A 16,378-nucleotide genomic window follows, 5' to 3' on the forward strand; every position below is an offset into this window, starting at 1 on the left:
CGTCTATTACAAACATTATTAGCAACAATCACTGTACTCAGTGTTATGGCTTTCGGTCAAGCAGATAAACCTAAAATTGCACTTATCATGAAAACCCTCAGTAATGAATATTTCATTGCTATGAAAGAAGGTGCAGATAAAGCCGCAAAAGAACAAAATATTGATCTCATTGTTCAAGTGGCAGAAAAAGAAGATTCCACAGAACAATTAGTATCATTAGTTGAAAATATGATTGCTTCTAAAGTTGATGCAATCATTGTGACGCCAAACGATTCTCATGCTTTCGTTTCTGTATTCAGCGATTCTGAAAAAGCTGGCGTGCCAATCATTGATTTAGACGTAGAATTAGATAAAGATGCCGCAAAAGCTGCTGGCTTAACTTATTACTATGTTGGTGTGAATAACTTTGAAGGTGGCTATAAATCAGCAAAGCGTCTAGTGGATGAATTAGGTGGCAAAGGTAAAGTAGTTATTCTAGAAGGTATCCCAGGTGTTGATAATGGCGAGCAACGCAAAGCTGGTGCAATGAAAGCTTTCTCTGAAGCACCTGAAATCACTGTTGTAGCATCACAAACAGCTAATTGGGAAACAGAACAAGCATTGAATGTGATGACAAATATTCTAACTGCGAATCCTGATGTTGTCGGTGTATTTGCAGCGAATGACAATATGGCGATCGGCGCAATTACAGCAATCGAAAATGCTGGATTAGAAGGTAAAGTATTGGTTTCTGGCTATGATGCATTACCATTGGCATTGCAATACATTAAAGAAGGTAAAATGCTGAATACAATTGATCAAGGTCCAGGCGCACAAGCAGCAAAAGGCTTAGAATTTGCAGTTAAACGCATCAAAAAAGAAGAAGTTCCTGAGCGTTTCTACCAAGATTTAATTGTCATTGATAAAAGCAATGTGCAATAAATAGCCTAACTCATTCATTATTCAACATAAACAGCCATATTTTTATGGCTGTTTTTTTATGCTTTAAAAACAAAGGACAATCTTCCAAAAACAATGCTAATTTTTATATTTAAAATAAATATATTTATAATTTTTATCGATTTTTAAATAAAAATATTGTGTTTTACTATCACTTTCTAGTAAATTTACGTTTTTTATAAAATACAACTTTGGGAGAATGGATGTATAAAAAACTTCAGTACTTTTTTGCTTTACCCACAGCAGGTGGCATCGTTTTAATGATCTCGGCATTGCTGGGATTACTCATTGCCAATAGTCCATTGGCAGAATCATATTTCTCAATTTTAAATAGCTATGTTGCAGGTTTATCCATTTTGCACTGGATTAATGATGCGTTGATGGCTATCTTTTTTCTCTACGTTGGCTTAGAGCTTAAACGTGAATTTTTAGTGGGCGAATTGGCCACTAATTCACAACGAATTTTACCAGGATTGGCGGCATTGGCAGGTTTAGCTGTACCAGCTGTCATCTATTTCTATCTCAACAAAGGCGATGCTGCTGCTTTGAATGGTTGGGCGATCCCAACAGCGACAGATATCGCATTTGCATTAGGTATTTTGGCTTTGTTAGGTAGCCGAGTACCTTTATCACTCAAGATATTTTTAACTGCTTTAGCCATCATTGATGATTTAGCAGCCATTATCATCATTGCTGTGTTTTACACACAAGAATTGAGTTTAGTCTATCTATTAGGCGCATTAGGCAGCATCATTGCGCTCGTATTCTTGAACTTCAAAAAAGTAACATCGCCGTATTTATATCTAATCTTTGGCTTAATCTTATGGTTCATGGTTTTAAAATCAGGCATTCATGCAACTTTAGCAGGTGTAACTTTAGCCTTAACCATTCCACTCAATAATGTTGCGCTTAATGCAAAAGGTGAACCACCATTGATTGCGTGGGAACATAGCTTAAGCAATTGGGTAAGTTTCTTAATCATTCCTATCTTTGGCTTTGCCAATGCTGGCGTTTCATTTGCTGGTTTAGAATTATCTATGCTTGCTCATCCTGTCGTTTTAGGTGTTGCTTTAGGCTTATTCTTTGGTAAGCAAATTGGTATTTTTGGCATTGTATATTTGGGCGAAAAATTAGGCTTATTCCAGCGTCCAAATGGTGCAACATGGCTACAAGTTTATGGTGTTGCATTATTGTGTGGCATTGGCTTTACAATGAGTTTATTCATCAGCATGTTGGCATTTGTTTCACCTGAATTGCAGGATTTAAGCAAAATCGGCGTATTCATAGGCTCATTCTTATCAGGTGGATTGGGTTATATGATCTTGAGATTACATCCGCAAATTAAGTAATCATAACTAGGCTGGATATGAAATGTATTCAGCCTTTTTAGAAACTAATTAGATATTTTGTATAGCTTCGCAGGTCTACCCATTGTGGAATAGAGCAACTCACTTTCTAATTCTCCTTGATTTTCAAGATAGTCTAAATATTTCTTTAATGATATGCGTGACAAACCACTAATATCGGCAATCTCAGCCACAGTAAAAGTATGAGTAAAATCTTTTATGAGTTTTTTAATTGTTAATAATGTTTGCTCATTAATTCCTTTAGGGTGTTGGCTTTGTAATTTAGGTATATCTATAGAGATAATTTTGTCCAAAGCAGATTGTGTCAACTCTTCCTCTGAATGCAATATTTTGTATCTTTGACTAAAAGCTAAAAGTGTTGATTGAAATCTTTCAAAGGTAAAAGGCTTCACAATATAATCTATCACACCATGATTTAATGCAGTTTTAATATCTAAACTTGCCCTATTAGCAGTAATCATAATGACATTCACATCTGAGAATGATGATTTTATTTTTTTGAGCACTGCTAATCCCTGCATATGTGGCATAAACACATCCAGTAAAACTAAATGCACACTATGATTACTCAAAAAATCGATAGCATCTCGCCCATTATTAACAATTTTAATAACATGAAAGCCATCAATCTTCTCAGTATACAAGCGATTCAGCTCTGCTACCATTGGATCATCTTCAACTATTAAAACTGATATCATCATAACTTACCAAATATTCTTCTGAGGTATTTGTATGCTAACACCAAAGCCAGCTTTTTTTCCAGAATCAAAACTAATTTTACCGTTTAACTCACTCAATATATTAAGAATAATATATAAGCCATAACCTCGACCTTCTCCTTTAGAAGAATAACCTTTATTCATAATTTTATCTAAATCATCAGGATTAATACCTTTTCCACTGTCCTCTATCATGCATAAAAGCTGACCTTCATGTAATGACATAATAACAGTAACATCCTTAGCATCTTCATTGGCGACAGCATCAAATGCATTGTTGATTAAATTACCTAATAAAGTCACTAAAGAATAGGCGATACTTTTATTGTCTATGACATCAATATTATTATGAATATCAATATCTAAGTTAACACCTAACTCATTAGCATGTCTTAACTTGCTGTGTAAATAACTTTGTAAAATTGGATCTTTCACAGATGCAGTTAAACTATATTCTTCTTCATTCAATTCATACATGAGTTCATTAAGATAATCCCCCAAATCGCTATAATTTTGTGTACTGAATAATCCGTGAATAACATGCATCTTATTTGAAAAATCATGTTGCTGCACTCGAAGTGCTTCTAAATAACGCTTAACACCTGTTAATCGCTCAGCCAATTTTCTGAGTTCAGTCATATCTCTAAAAGTCGCCATTGCTCCAACGACTTTTCCTTTGACAATTAATGGTACTCTGTTTGTGATAATAATCGTATTATCCAATTTTTGTTCGCTATCATATTCAGGCATCTGAGACTTCATAACATCTTCCAACCTAGAATTAGCCAAATAATCATCAATTTTATAAATATTCTGCTGAAAAAAATTTCCTTCAATTCGATTATCTAATCCTAAGATTCTTTTAGCTGCATCATTGATCAGTGAAATATAGCCAGACGTATTGATCACAATGACGCCTTCTTTAACTGTGCGAAACATAGAGTTTTTTTCTTCCAGCATCCTTGCTATTTCATGTGGCTCTAAATTATTTAATATTTTTTTAATATGCTTAGCTAAATAAACTGTTGATACAACTGTCACACATAAAATGAAGGCCAAAAAATACATAATTGGCATATATATTTTAGCTGCCATTAAACTAATAGACTCTACTGTAATGCCAATAATGACAGCACCAACTTGTTGTTTTCCATTATAAACAGGCTCAAACAACCTCAAAGATCTTCCTAAAGTGCCAGCAGCTGTAGATATATAAGATTTGCCTAAAAATACATCACTGACATCATCACCCTCTACTAACAATCCAATTTTGTTTGGATTAGGATGTGTTAAACGAATGCCATCCATATCTATGATCACTATAAAATCTACAATTGATGCACGTTGAATAATATTTGTTAAATTCACCAATTCTTTCGAGTTTTCAAGTGTTGGGTTTATAAGCGATTGAGCAACGAGTGGTTGGTTAATAATTTCACTCATTGCATGATTGCCTCTGTTTAAAGCAATATCATTAAAATATGTATCCACAATCCTTAAAATAACTACACCACCCACACTGATGGCTAAGATTAATATCACTCCTCCTAAGAGTAATATTTTAGTTTGCAGCTTTATTTTACTGAAAAATTTCATCATATGATAAGTCTATTACTTTGAATTAAATCACTAATGTATCTTGAATACTTTGATAAATAATATCACTTACACTATCTAAAACATCTGTATAAGAATGTTTTTGTGATCTAGCACAAACATGTGCAAATGAACCACATACAAGGCACTTCCGACCTGATAAATTTAAATCACTTCGAGAAACTATATGATGACTCATCGCATTACAAATGATGACATCAAAATCGNTGATAAATAATATCACTTACACTATCTAAAACATCTGTATAAGAATGTTTTTGTGATCTAGCACAAACATGTGCAAATGAACCACATACAAGGCACTTCCGACCTGATAAATTTAAATCACTTCGAGAAACTATATGATGACTCATCGCATTACAAATGATGACATCAAAATCGCATAATCGCCCATATATCATCTGTTCTTCTAGATTTATACAGAGCTTTTTTACACTATACATGTCTTCAGTTTTAACCATCCAATATGCTTCTAATCCAGTGTTTTCAATAATTCGTCCATGACAAATGATTGATAGTTTCTGTTGTATGCATTGTTTCTCAAAGTCCAGTAATGCTCTATAGAAAACATATCTAAAACCATCATTATTTTTGATATTACCAGGAGCTACTAAGGTCAAGTAAACAAGTGTGCCATCATGCTGATGTAACAATTGTAATTGTGTCTTTTGTCTAGTTTCTTTAGATAATAAAACTTCATCTAGTGTGACTTGTGTACCATTTAGCATTTCGCGATATTGCATCACTTAAATACCTCTACTTATTTGCCATTCCTGAAATGCTTTTAAATATAATGTAATAGCTAATAAGTCAGCACAACCACCTGGGCTGATATTATTAAGGATAAAAAGGTTATCAATACCTTTTAAACGCATTAAATTGTGATCATTAAAAACGCTGCCTGAATCTAAATAATATTTAGCAATATCTTGTGCAAACATCAATCCTTTCATATCTTTGCGTGAAATAATATTTGTATCATTGGTATATGCAACTAGGCTCATTAATATGTGTAAATATATTTGTTCTTCAGAATGCTGACCTGATAACTCCTCTAGAATAGGCAAAGTAATCAGTCTCACTGACCGAAAGCCATTTTCAGCTTCTCCTCGTGCGCCAGCAATACCATATTTTTTAAAAATTTTTTGCCCAGCAGTATTCTGCTCATCTGAATTTTTCAACTCTTTGTTAACAATACCCGAACAAATATTAGCAACCTCATTACATAAATCATCAATTGAAACCTTACCAATATTATCCCAATGCTTCCCCATAGCAGCACTGATCAAAGCAAACGAAAAAATTGCGCCTTTATGTGTATTAATACCATGCGTTACATTAAACATATCTGCTTCACACTGGATCCCAACTTCTCTAATAATTGACAACAGCATACTTGATGGCAAAAACCTATTTTCCCACCCTATAGATACAAAATGTTCCATGTAAGTTGAAATAATGTCTGCACTTTTCATGAATAATTCAACATTCATGTCACAATGTGCACCATTGTTCAAACGATCAACCAAGCCAGGTTTCGGGCTCAATAACACTTCAGACTTTAAAGCTGTTACTGCAAGATTATTCAAGAATGTATATTCTAACAACTTCATTTCTTATACCTTTCTACTAAATATTTCAACGTAGAATCTGGTACTAACTGAGCAATTGCATCAAAATTTTGATCTGCTAAATATCGCCTAACAGAAGATGCTGATATAACATTTTCTGTGATTGATATCCTAGGAATCTCTATTACATTAATGGTAAGAGACTCATCTTGTGTTTCCTGTAAATAATGCACCATTTCTCCATTATATTGCCGAGTAATCATATCTGTGGGCTCTGTTCCTACAAAACGACAACTAATGTTTAATGCTGGCGCAATAAATTTTCTAAAAATTGATAGATCTAAGCCAGCATGACTGCTTGATACTAAATTAGTATCTTTTAAAAAATAATTAGGAAATGATGCACGAGAAATAATATAGTCAGATCCTTTATGAACCGTTACCCTATCGAACTGTTTTGTTCCTTCTTGAACTAACTGATAACGATCTTCAAAACTAAAAAATGATAAATTCTCTTGTACAACAAAAACATGTAACCAATCACAATTTTCTAAAGCTTTCTGGATTAAATACTGATGGCCTAGAGTGAAAGGATTAGCATTCATAACTATTGCACCACTTACACCATCGATTTTTTGATATTGTGTTAAATGATGACAAAATTTTGCGAAACGATTCTGGCTATTCTCCATCAGTACCACTTGGTCATGGATGATGATTGGGTAAAATCCTGCGGCTTTAAACAGCTCTACATTACATGGCTTGGTAAATAAAAAAAGCTCTGAATAACCTTGTGATATCGCTAGTTTTTGTACTTCACTCAGCATAGACAGTGATATTCCTGAGCCTCTATTATTTTCATTAATTGCAACACATTTGATAATATTGCCATCCAAACCTGCACAAGCTACCAACATAGACTTATCGCGTACTTCTATAAAATCTGTCACATTACAATCCATTAAAAGATTATTTTGCTCTAGAAACTCTTTTATTTCTTGGTACGCAACATTATGCTCCTTCGTAATATGATTATAAATATATGACATATCGCTCCCATATTATTTTAGGATAGGCTTTACTATCACAATGTAAAACCTATCATCTAACTAATTATTTTTTTATTGAATAAATAAGATCAATAACAGTGCCATCTCTATATTCTAAAATGCCAACGATTCGATCTTTATTAACTTCAGCAACCTGAGATTTGCCAGCTTTCTTTTCAGCAAGCTCTTTCATCTCTTCAATACTAAATAATGGAAGTTTATTCTGCGTGTATAACTCAATTAAATCTTGTCTACGTGGATTCACACAAATACCATACTCTGTCACTAACACATCTACAGTTTCACCAGGTGTAGTGATTACCATAATGTCATCACAAATAATTGGTAAACGGCTACGTAATAAATTAGCTGTTACAATTGTTAATTTAGCACCTGCAGCTGTATCACTGTGCCCACCTGATCCTCCCATAATTAAACCATTGGAGCTTGTGGTAACATTAACATTGAATGATGTATCCATCTCAGTTGCCCCTAATACTACGCAATCTAGTTGATTGACAACACAACCTGAATTAAATGGATTAGCATACATGCCAGCGCCAATTTCAATATGATTTGGATTATCTCTTAAAGATCTAACGGCTTCTAAATCAAACCCTTGAACATCTAATAGGTTCTTAAATAATCCTTCTTCTAACATTTGAACTAAATAACCTGTAATACCACCTAGTGCAAAACTACCCGTAATATTTTGTTCTTTCATCATTTCTCGAATATATTCAGCCACTGCTAAAGATGCACCGCCTGCACCTGTTTGAAAAGAGAAACCATTTTTTAATAATCCTGAACACTCAATCGCTTTTGCGGCTAGTGAAGCAATCTTTAATTGCACGGGGTCCTTTGTAATAGTAGTTGTGCCTGACACAATTCCTTTAGGGTCACCAATTTCATCCAATTCTACAATATAGTCGACTCGTGTTTGTGGTATAGAAATACGATTCAAAGGATAAGGCAATATATTATTCGTTACAGCCACGACATGTTCAGCATATTCCATATCAGGAAAAGCATAACCTAAAGAGCCACATGCAACATCACCTTCTACACCATTAATATTGCCATATGTATCAACACAAGGTGCTGCAATAAAAGCAACATCAACCTTTAATTGTCCACACTCTATAGCTCTTGCCCTTCCACCATGAGTTCTCAAAATGGCAGGTTTTTTCAGCTTGCCTTCAGAAATTGCCTGAGCAACTGGCCCTGACATATAATTTGTATCAATTTGAGTAACTGTCTCATCTTTCATGTAATCAACTAATGGCGCATGTACAGGAAAAATAGAACTCAGTGCGACTGTTAAATTTTTAATATTGAGCTTATGCGCGACAGCCATCACTTTATTAACAACAAAATCACCATTTCTAAAATGATGATGGAAACCTAATGTCATACCATCAACTATAGGAATTTTCTTAAATACAGCCTCTAAATCCTCTAAGATTTTATCCTGAGCAGGTAATGAGTATTTAACTTTAGGCGCATATCGATTCATATCTGGTGTTGTGCTGAATGCACCATTAAATGGCTTAACGACACCATAACCTTCTATAAATTCTGGCAATTCTCTACCAACTAAATTTTTCATTATTGTTCCCCCATAATTAAATTTAAATGTTGGGCGATTTTAATTGTTCTTTCTGCGCGTGATACAATCGGGGCATCAATCATTTTTCCATCTAATGCAATCACACCTGAACCTGTTTGTTTTGCAATATTGATTGCCTCTAAAACCCTCATTGACCACTTAATTTCATTTTTAGATGGTGTAAAAGCCTTGTGAATACTATCAATTTGTCGTGGATTAATCGCTAATTTGCCTTTAAATCCTATTTGCTTAGCATAAAGAGTATCTTTCAATAAACCTTCTTTATCTTGCACATCAGTAAACGGTGTATCAATCGCAGTTAAGCCGTGCGCAGCAGCGGCATTAACTATTTTTTGCCTTGCAAATAATATTTCTGTGCCTTCTGTTGTTCTTTCTGTACCAATAGAAACACTATAATCTTCAGCGCCAAAAGCCAATGCTAAAATTCGGTCACTTGTGCCTGCAATTGCATCAATATTTGCGATTCCACCAGCTGTTTCAATTAATGGAATAACATCTATTTTTTTACCATCTGCATGATGATCTATTAATTCAATGATTTCTAACAATTCATTCGGATGTTGAATCATAGGAAGCATTAAAGCATCTGGTTTTGCCTGAGCAATCATTGCGATATCATCACGCCCACCATAAATTAATGGATTAATTCTTACAATAGTTTTGGTTGGACCATACTCATTATTAGTCAATGCATAATAAACCAAGTGCCTTGCTGAATCTTTTTCAAGAGGAGAAACTGCATCTTCCAAATCAAAAATAATACCATCTGCTCCAAAGACTCCAGCATTCTGTAACATCCCAGGATTGTTACCAGGTAAGAATAATAACGATCTTAATAAATTCATTATTTTTCTCCTTTTAAAAGATTGGCTCTCGATAATGCAGTTACCATTCTTGCTTCGATAGTGTATGGTAGAGCACCTTTATCTATAGCCTTAATCAAAAGGGCACAACTCTTAGCTCTCGTTTGAACCAAATTTAATAATGTTTCTCTAATAGAATCACCAAATTGAGCCATGACAATACTTTCTAACTCAATAGTGATATCGTCACCGTTTTCTAAAACTTCTAATGTTATCCAAATGTCATTAGATTCTAGTGTGCCTGCGCTTACTTTAATCATGTTGGTCTCCAAAATTTTAAGCCATCAATCGCATGATAATGACAGCAAGCACAACAACACCTGCACCACCTAAACGGGTCGCAATTTGTGCAAAAGGCATAAGCTCCATACGATTTGCTGCTGATAAAATTGCAACATCGCCTGTACCACCTAATCCACTGTGAGTTCCTGTAACAATAGCTGCCTCAATCGGATACATCTTCATATATTTACCCACAAAAAAGCCTGATGTAATCATTGTTAAAACAGTTGCAACAACGGTAATGACATAAGCAGGACTAATAGCTTGTAATACTTTATCCCATGGTGTGTATAAAACCCCGACACCTACCAATAATGCCCATGTTAAATTAGTCGCAACAAAGCGATAGAATTGATAGGCTCCCACTTCCATTTTTTCTGGCAAAATCGCAAGTAATTTAATTAATGCAACGCTGATAATCATAATGATTGGAGCGGGAATTGGAATAATCGTATTCAACAAACCACCCAAAATAAAAGCACTACATGCTAAAACCATGCCAGCCCCCATTAAAGAAACATTAAATGGAAGCTCTTTTTTTTCTTCAAAAATTTCATCACCTGATTTAACAAGTGTTCCATTACCTGTTAGATGTGGTTTCTTGATGCCTAAACGATGTAAAAAGCCAGCAGACATAATTGCTACAACATTGCCCAACATCGCAGCAGGTACTAACATACCAATAAAATCTTCTGGGCTTTTACCCAAAACAGCAGAGTAACCAATAGATAAAGGTAAAATACCTTCACCAATACCACCAGAAATAATTGGCACAACAATATAGAAGAAAGATTCAAATGTCCCTAAACCCAATACTGTTCCTACTAATGTACCAACAATACAAGATGCCACTGTACCAACAATTAATGGTACAAATAATCGTACAAATCCACTAATTAATGTTTTTCTAACCATGCCTAAAATGCTACCTGTAACCAAGCAAGCAATATAAAAATACAAGAAGTTAGATGTTTTAGTGACAGCAGTAATCGCATCAATGGTATTTTTATTAAAAACATTATAAAAAACGAGAATTGATGGAATAAAAATAGATAATATTGCTGGTCCACCAATATCTTTTAAAATAGGAATTTTTAAGCCCAAATCGCCTAATAACATACCTATAATCATCATAAGCGCGAAACCACCAATCATATCGACAGGTAATTTACCCACATAAGCAGCTAATAAAATAATGGCTGCCAATACAATATAAACAGGTAATGGAAGAATGCCTATTTGCATCTCCATCCACTTGCCTTTATTAGAAAAACTACTATTCTCCGCCATGTTTGAGTCCCCAAAATTACTATAAAAAGTAAATTCTTTGTAACATGGCAAACTACATTTTCACTACTTACGTAACTAATGAAAGTAATTAAACTTAAGACTTAGTTTGGTAAACTCTCTCTTTAAACTCACTGGGTGACATTTGTGTCACTTCTTTAAATTTTCGGCTAAATGCGCTGTGGTCACTGTAGCCACACTTTAATGAAATTTCTGTAATAGAAATGTCTTGAGATAATAAAGAAATCGCTAAGTCAAAACGTTTCTTATGGATTAATTGTAATGGTGTCATCTGAAAAATATTTTTAAATTGACGATTGAGTTGTGACTTTGACAAGTTGGCAATATGTGCTAAATCTTCAATTGTCATATTTTCTTGAAAATTTTGGCTTATATATTGTTCAACTTTACTCAATTTAGAGTTAATCTTTGGCCTATTTTCTTTTTCATCTTGTAAATCTATTGCCATTCCAACCATTCCAACAACAATACCCATCGGATCTATTAATGGAATTTTTGTTGCCATGCACCATCCCAATAAACCCGATTTATAGTGATGTAATTCTAAATGATTAATGAGAGGTTTATTTGTCATGACTTCTAAATCTTGATTAGTGAATGCCGCACCAACTACTCCAAAGACTTCTTCTGCTTTTTGACCAATTAATTCAGAAACATCTTTTTTTTGCGAACGATAAACTAAATTCTGATTGGCAATCACATAATTACCCTCAGTATCTTTTACGAAAAAAGTAATATTTTGTAGTTGATTAATCAATGGCATAACTAATCGAATATGCTTTAAGAAGCCTTGTAAATCATCGACTTCAAATGCCGCATTACTTAATTCAAAATCAAAACCTGCTTCACTCAACATAGCTATTTCTCAATACTCAAGCCATAAAAAACTGGATAAACTCTATAGAATTTATCCAGTTCAACTCAAGATTGCAATATTTCTATTCTGCTTTATCAAATGTTAACTCTTTTCCTTTTGTTTCCTTTACCAATGAAATACAGATGATTGATACCAAACTTGCAAAAACTAAATAAATAGCGATAGGGATTGAACTCTGAAATTTATTTAACAATGCTAAAGAAATTAATGGCGCCCATGATCCTGCTAAAATAGGAGCAACTTGGTAACACAATGACAAGGATGTATAGCGTACATGTGTTGGAAATAGCTCTGTCATCAATGCAGAATAAGGCGAGTATGTCATTGACTGGANTCAAATGTTAACTCTTTTCCTTTTGTTTCCTTTACCAATGAAATACAGATGATTGATACCAAACTTGCAAAAACTAAATAAATAGCGATAGGGATTGAACTCTGAAATTTATTTAACAATGCTAAAGAAATTAATGGCGCCCATGATCCTGCTAAAATAGGAGCAACTTGGTAACACAATGACAAGGATGTATAGCGTACATGTGTTGGAAATAGCTCTGTCATCAATGCAGAATAAGGCGAGTATGTCATTGACTGGAAAAATAACCCAATAATAATTGCTAATATAATGATCCAGTCATTGCCTGTATCCATCATTGGGAATGCAAAGAACCCCCATGTTGCAGTCAAGACCGCACCTATCATAAATATAGGCTTTCTACCGTGAATATCACTTAAATGCCCCATTAATGGGATAAAAAATACATGTACAAAATGGGCACCAAACATCATCAGTAATATTTCAGTCGTGTCTTTTTCAACAACCAACTTCAAATAACTAATTGAAAAAGTTACAACCATGTAATACAAAATATTTTCTACAAATCGTGCACCAATGCCTGCAACAATTGCTCTTTTGTGATGTTTTAAAACTTCTACAATCCCCAACTGTTTATCTTCTCTAAGTTCTTGCTGTTTTTGTGCTTCTTTAAATACGGGAGCATCATCCACACTTTTACGAATCCATAAGCCAATTAATACAACAACAGCAGAGAACCAGAATGCAACACGCCATCCCCAGTCTAAAAATTGTTCTTGCGTTAAAGTTGTAGAGAGAATTAATAAAACAATCGTTGCAACTAAATTCCCTAATGGTACACCTGCTTGCGGCCAACTTGCCCAAAATCCTCTACGATCTGGTGGGCTATGTTCAGACACTAAGATCACAGCACCACCCCATTCACCACCAAATGCAAAACCTTGTATTAAACGTAGTGAAACTAATAAAATGGGTGCCCAATAACCAATGCTGTCAAAACCTGGAATTGTGCCCATCAAAAAGGTTGTAATTCCCACCATAATTAAACTAATTTGTAATAGTTTTTTACGGCCATATTTATCACCAAAATGACCAAATACCAATCCACCCAAAGGTCTTGCTAAAAAACCTACAGCATACAAAGCAAATGCCGCCAAAATGCCGTCAATAGCATTACCTGTTTGTTTAAAAAATACTTGCCCAAAAACTAAGGCAGATGCAGTTCCATATAGAAAAAACTCATACCATTCAGCAACGGATCCCACTGTAGAAGCAGCAACCGCCAATTTTAACTCTTTTGATGCCTTATTCTTCTTCATATCCTTACCTCTTTATAAACATCCATTAGGAAACTCTAATAGATGTTTAATCCCTTAATTTAGGTTAATTCATATACCAAATAACCTTTTGTTGTATATATTGTTCAAAAGCTTCTAAGCCATTATCTTTGCCGCCAAAACCTGACTGTTTAAAACCTCCAAATGGTGTTGTAATATCACCTTCACTAAAACCATTCACTGAAATTGTTCCAGCCTTAATGCCATTGGCAACCTTAAAAGCACGTTTGAGATTTTCGGTATAAAACGATGCTGCTAATCCATAATGTGAATCATTGGCTAAAGTCACCGCCTCATCATCTGTTGTAAAGCTACACACAGCTAAAACAGGGCCAAAAACTTCATTTTGGAAAAGTGTCATATCTTTTGTGACATGATCAAAAATCGTTGGCTCTACATACCAGCCACTACCTAAATCACTATGAATATTCCCACCTGTAATTAGCTTGCCACCTTCTTTTAAAGTGACATCAATGAAAGATTTAACTTTATTGAAATGGGCCTCTTCCACCATTGGGCCAATTGAAACTTCAGGATCTAGTGGATTGCCTACTTTCCACGATTTCAAACCTTCTTTTAACTTAGTCAATAGTGCATCTTTAACATTTTCATGAACAAGCAAACGAGAACCGCAGCTACAGTTTTCACTCATGTTCCAAAAAGCTGAAGCTAAAATATGGGGAACGGCAGCATCAAGATCAGCATCTTCAAAGACAATTTGCGGGCTTTTACCACCGCATTCCAAAACAATCTCTTTTAAATTGCTTTCTGCGGAGTACTTTAAGAAATAACGCCCAACTTCTGTGGAACCTGTGAAGGAAACAATATCCACATCCATATGTCGACCCAACGGCTCGCCTACTTTTTCCCCAAATCCGCACACTAAGCTCAAAGCGCCTTTAGGCACACCAGCTTCATAGGCTAGTTCCACCATACGATAAGCACTGAGTGAGGTTAATTCTGCCGGTTTAACAATTACTGAATTCCCTGCTGTTAATGCAGGTGCAACTTTCCAAGCGAACATTTGTGCAGGGAAATTCCATGGCAAAACCGCGCCTACAACACCAATGGGCTCATTCACAATCAAACCCATCACATCATTCGCTGTGGGTGCAATTTTTCCGAATACTTTATCAATCGCTTCTGCATACCAATAAAATGTATCAATCGTCGCTGGAATGTCTGTATTTAAACATTCTGTAATGGGCTTACCTGCATCCACACAGTCTAATGCAGCTAGTTCTTCACTGTGTGTTTCTAACAATGCAGAAAACTTCAACATTACGGCTTTTCGCTCAGCTGGCGATTTTTGACTCCATTCACCACCCTCAAATGTATTTCGAGCAACTTTCACTGCCGCATCAATATCTTGAGCATTCCCATCAGCAATATAACCAATCACAACATTATCAATGGGAGAAACACACTCAATTTTTCCAGCTGAACTAGTATGTTCTGCAATCAAATTCCCTGCCCAAAGCTTTCCATCTTTCGCTAACTGAAATATTTCTTCTTTTGTCTTAATCATAATTGCCTCCCTTAACGAAAAAATTTCAAAAATTCTTCTTTCTCTTCATGAGATAGATCTGACAATGGTAAACGTACTGTGCCTACATCAATTGTTGCTTTCAAACAACCTAGTTTTGCTTTTTGGTTATAGTTACCTGATTCCATAGAGTGAATGGCCGGATAGATCTCTTTCATGATCTTGCGAGCCAGATCCCAATCATTATTTTGCGTTGCATTAAATAATGCCACTTGTTCTTCAGGGAATACATTACCTGCACCAGCAATCCAGCTTTTTGCGCCCCAGAAAAAGAAATCAACAGGCTGATCATCACAACCACAAACAACTTCAAAATCTTTGAAATCAGTCTGCAATAAACGTAAAGCTCTACTGAAATCACCGCTACTTTCTTTAATTCCTGCAATATTAGGATTTTTTGCCAAATGCACCACTGTTTCATATTCAATTGAAACACCTACGCGTGCTGGGAAGTTGTACATAATGATTGGCAAATTTGTTGCTTGAGCAACTGTTTCATAGTGCGCAATAACCCCTGCTTGATCAGGTAAACTATACGCAGGTGGAGACAACATAAAGGCTTCATAACCCAATGCTTCTGCTTCTTTTGCACGGCGGCAAGCACCTTCTGTCGAAAGATCATTAATCCCTGCAATTAATGTAACTTTCCCTTTAGCAATTTCTGCCACTGTTGTTAATACTGTCTTGCGCTCCTCTTCTGAAAAAGTATAGTATTCACCAGTCGTACCACATGCCACTAAACCAGAGACACCTTTATCAATAAAGCTTTGCACTAATATTTTTAATGTTTCAACATCTAAACTTTTATCTGCTTTGAATGGTGTAACTAATGGCACATAAATACCTTGAAATCTCATACAATCCTCCTAAGTCAATTATAAATTAGTAGCAATTTTGTAGCTGCTATATCTAGATTCTATTATTTGACTTAAGTTTTCTTGATGAAAAACATAAAAAAAA

General features: G+C 34.9%; 16 protein-coding genes and 1 pseudogene. 2 read left to right on the forward strand and 15 right to left on the reverse strand.

All coding sequences use genetic code 11. The features are described from left to right. Positions 1 to 45 precede the first annotated feature (45 nt). Both BZK16_RS10985 and nhaA read left to right on the forward strand, forming a co-directional pair. Positions 46 to 921 (forward strand): substrate-binding domain-containing protein, encoded by an 876-nt coding sequence (locus BZK16_RS10985; protein ID WP_408645574.1) that lies wholly within the window; start codon positions 46 to 48, stop codon positions 919 to 921. 221 nt (positions 922 to 1,142) lie between these two features. Beyond that, positions 1,143 to 2,288 (forward strand): Na+/H+ antiporter NhaA, encoded by a 1,146-nt coding sequence (gene nhaA / locus BZK16_RS10990; protein ID WP_077928940.1) that lies wholly within the window; start codon positions 1,143 to 1,145, stop codon positions 2,286 to 2,288. 44 nt (positions 2,289 to 2,332) lie between these two features. Here nhaA and BZK16_RS10995 read toward each other — a convergent pair whose 3' ends face one another. From BZK16_RS10995 to dapA, 15 genes and pseudogenes are all read right to left on the reverse strand, one after another. Further along, positions 2,333 to 3,007 (reverse strand): response regulator, encoded by a 675-nt coding sequence (locus BZK16_RS10995; protein WP_077928941.1) that lies wholly within the window; start codon positions 3,005 to 3,007, stop codon positions 2,333 to 2,335. Positions 3,008 to 3,010: 3 nt separating this feature from the next. After that, positions 3,011 to 4,624, reverse strand: a complete 1,614-nt coding sequence (locus BZK16_RS11000; RefSeq protein WP_077928942.1) for an ATP-binding protein — start codon at positions 4,622 to 4,624, stop codon at positions 3,011 to 3,013. Positions 4,625 to 4,646: 22 nt separating this feature from the next. Then, positions 4,647 to 4,820 carry a citrate lyase holo-[acyl-carrier protein] synthase gene (locus tag BZK16_RS11005; protein WP_143691168.1) on the reverse strand — a complete coding sequence of 58 codons (174 nt, stop codon included), beginning with the start codon at positions 4,818 to 4,820 and terminating at the stop codon, positions 4,647 to 4,649. A 19-nt stretch (positions 4,821 to 4,839) separates the two neighbouring features. Further along, entirely contained in the window at positions 4,840 to 5,385 is a 546-nt protein-coding gene (gene citX, locus BZK16_RS11010) for a citrate lyase holo-[acyl-carrier protein] synthase (RefSeq protein WP_143691169.1), read from the reverse strand. Between the two features lie 3 nt (positions 5,386 to 5,388). After that, on the reverse strand, positions 5,389 to 6,255 hold the full coding sequence (citG, locus tag BZK16_RS11015; RefSeq protein ID WP_077928945.1) for a triphosphoribosyl-dephospho-CoA synthase CitG: 867 nt from the start codon (positions 6,253 to 6,255) through the stop codon (positions 5,389 to 5,391). Then, positions 6,252 to 7,262: a [citrate (pro-3S)-lyase] ligase gene (gene citC / locus BZK16_RS11020; RefSeq protein ID WP_077928946.1), complete on the reverse strand. Its 1,011-nt coding sequence runs from the start codon at positions 7,260 to 7,262 to the stop codon at positions 6,252 to 6,254. Before citC ends, citG begins: the two co-directional genes overlap by 4 nt. 64 nt (positions 7,263 to 7,326) lie before the next feature. Further along, complete coding sequence (citF, locus tag BZK16_RS11025) at positions 7,327 to 8,871, reverse strand: citrate lyase subunit alpha (protein WP_198932457.1); 1,545 nt, start codon at positions 8,869 to 8,871, stop codon at positions 7,327 to 7,329. Next, positions 8,871 to 9,737, reverse strand: coding sequence for an HpcH/HpaI aldolase/citrate lyase family protein (locus BZK16_RS11030; protein WP_077928948.1), 867 nt, complete (start codon positions 9,735 to 9,737; stop codon positions 8,871 to 8,873). The genes citF and BZK16_RS11030 overlap by 1 nt, the downstream gene beginning before the upstream one ends. Beyond that, positions 9,737 to 10,015: a citrate lyase ACP gene (locus BZK16_RS11035; protein ID WP_077928949.1), complete on the reverse strand. Its 279-nt coding sequence runs from the start codon at positions 10,013 to 10,015 to the stop codon at positions 9,737 to 9,739. The genes BZK16_RS11030 and BZK16_RS11035 overlap by 1 nt, the downstream gene beginning before the upstream one ends. 16 nt (positions 10,016 to 10,031) lie before the next feature. After that, complete coding sequence (locus BZK16_RS11040; RefSeq protein ID WP_077928950.1) at positions 10,032 to 11,327, reverse strand: 2-hydroxycarboxylate transporter family protein; 1,296 nt, start codon at positions 11,325 to 11,327, stop codon at positions 10,032 to 10,034. A gap of 94 nt (positions 11,328 to 11,421) precedes the next feature. Beyond that, positions 11,422 to 12,201 (reverse strand): AraC family transcriptional regulator, encoded by a 780-nt coding sequence (locus BZK16_RS11045; protein ID WP_077928951.1) that lies wholly within the window; start codon positions 12,199 to 12,201, stop codon positions 11,422 to 11,424. Between the two features lie 82 nt (positions 12,202 to 12,283). Further along, positions 12,284 to 12,553, reverse strand: a pseudogene (locus BZK16_RS11050) (fosfomycin efflux MFS transporter AbaF); the annotation flags it as partial. Continuing rightward, positions 12,544 to 13,854 (reverse strand): fosfomycin efflux MFS transporter AbaF, encoded by a 1,311-nt coding sequence (gene abaF, locus BZK16_RS11055; protein ID WP_077928953.1) that lies wholly within the window; start codon positions 13,852 to 13,854, stop codon positions 12,544 to 12,546. The pseudogene BZK16_RS11050 and the gene abaF, both read right to left, overlap by 10 nt. Before the next feature lie 64 nt (positions 13,855 to 13,918). After that, complete coding sequence (locus BZK16_RS11060; protein ID WP_077928954.1) at positions 13,919 to 15,400, reverse strand: aldehyde dehydrogenase; 1,482 nt, start codon at positions 15,398 to 15,400, stop codon at positions 13,919 to 13,921. 11 nt (positions 15,401 to 15,411) lie between these two features. After that, complete coding sequence (gene dapA, locus BZK16_RS11065) at positions 15,412 to 16,275, reverse strand: 4-hydroxy-tetrahydrodipicolinate synthase (protein ID WP_077928955.1); 864 nt, start codon at positions 16,273 to 16,275, stop codon at positions 15,412 to 15,414. Positions 16,276 to 16,378 lie beyond the last annotated feature (103 nt).

The organism is Wohlfahrtiimonas populi, from assembly GCF_002006795.1.
Classification (GTDB): Bacteria; Pseudomonadota; Gammaproteobacteria; order Cardiobacteriales; family Wohlfahrtiimonadaceae; genus Wohlfahrtiimonas; species Wohlfahrtiimonas populi.

What these genes read in the sequence shown, in the direction of transcription:
- dapA (WP_077928955.1), bottom strand. Translation starts at nt 16,275, where the DNA reads ATGAGATTTCAAGGTATTTATGTGCCATTAGTTACACCATTCAAAGCA.
- BZK16_RS10985 (WP_408645574.1), top strand. Translation starts at nt 46, where the DNA reads ATGGCTTTCGGTCAAGCAGATAAACCTAAAATTGCACTTATCATGAAA.
- citF (WP_198932457.1), bottom strand. Translation starts at nt 8,871, where the DNA reads ATGAAAAATTTAGTTGGTAGAGAATTGCCAGAATTTATAGAAGGTTAT.
- citC (WP_077928946.1), bottom strand. Translation starts at nt 7,262, where the DNA reads ATGTCATATATTTATAATCATATTACGAAGGAGCATAATGTTGCGTAC.
- BZK16_RS11040 (WP_077928950.1), bottom strand. Translation starts at nt 11,327, where the DNA reads ATGGCGGAGAATAGTAGTTTTTCTAATAAAGGCAAGTGGATGGAGATG.
- citG (WP_077928945.1), bottom strand. Translation starts at nt 6,255, where the DNA reads ATGAAGTTGTTAGAATATACATTCTTGAATAATCTTGCAGTAACAGCT.
- BZK16_RS11000 (WP_077928942.1), bottom strand. Translation starts at nt 4,624, where the DNA reads ATGATGAAATTTTTCAGTAAAATAAAGCTGCAAACTAAAATATTACTC.
- BZK16_RS11045 (WP_077928951.1), bottom strand. Translation starts at nt 12,201, where the DNA reads ATGTTGAGTGAAGCAGGTTTTGATTTTGAATTAAGTAATGCGGCATTT.
- BZK16_RS11005 (WP_143691168.1), bottom strand. Translation starts at nt 4,820, where the DNA reads ATGAGTCATCATATAGTTTCTCGAAGTGATTTAAATTTATCAGGTCGG.
- nhaA (WP_077928940.1), top strand. Translation starts at nt 1,143, where the DNA reads ATGTATAAAAAACTTCAGTACTTTTTTGCTTTACCCACAGCAGGTGGC.
- BZK16_RS10995 (WP_077928941.1), bottom strand. Translation starts at nt 3,007, where the DNA reads ATGATGATATCAGTTTTAATAGTTGAAGATGATCCAATGGTAGCAGAG.
- BZK16_RS11060 (WP_077928954.1), bottom strand. Translation starts at nt 15,400, where the DNA reads ATGATTAAGACAAAAGAAGAAATATTTCAGTTAGCGAAAGATGGAAAG.
- BZK16_RS11030 (WP_077928948.1), bottom strand. Translation starts at nt 9,737, where the DNA reads ATGAATTTATTAAGATCGTTATTATTCTTACCTGGTAACAATCCTGGG.
- BZK16_RS11035 (WP_077928949.1), bottom strand. Translation starts at nt 10,015, where the DNA reads ATGATTAAAGTAAGCGCAGGCACACTAGAATCTAATGACATTTGGATA.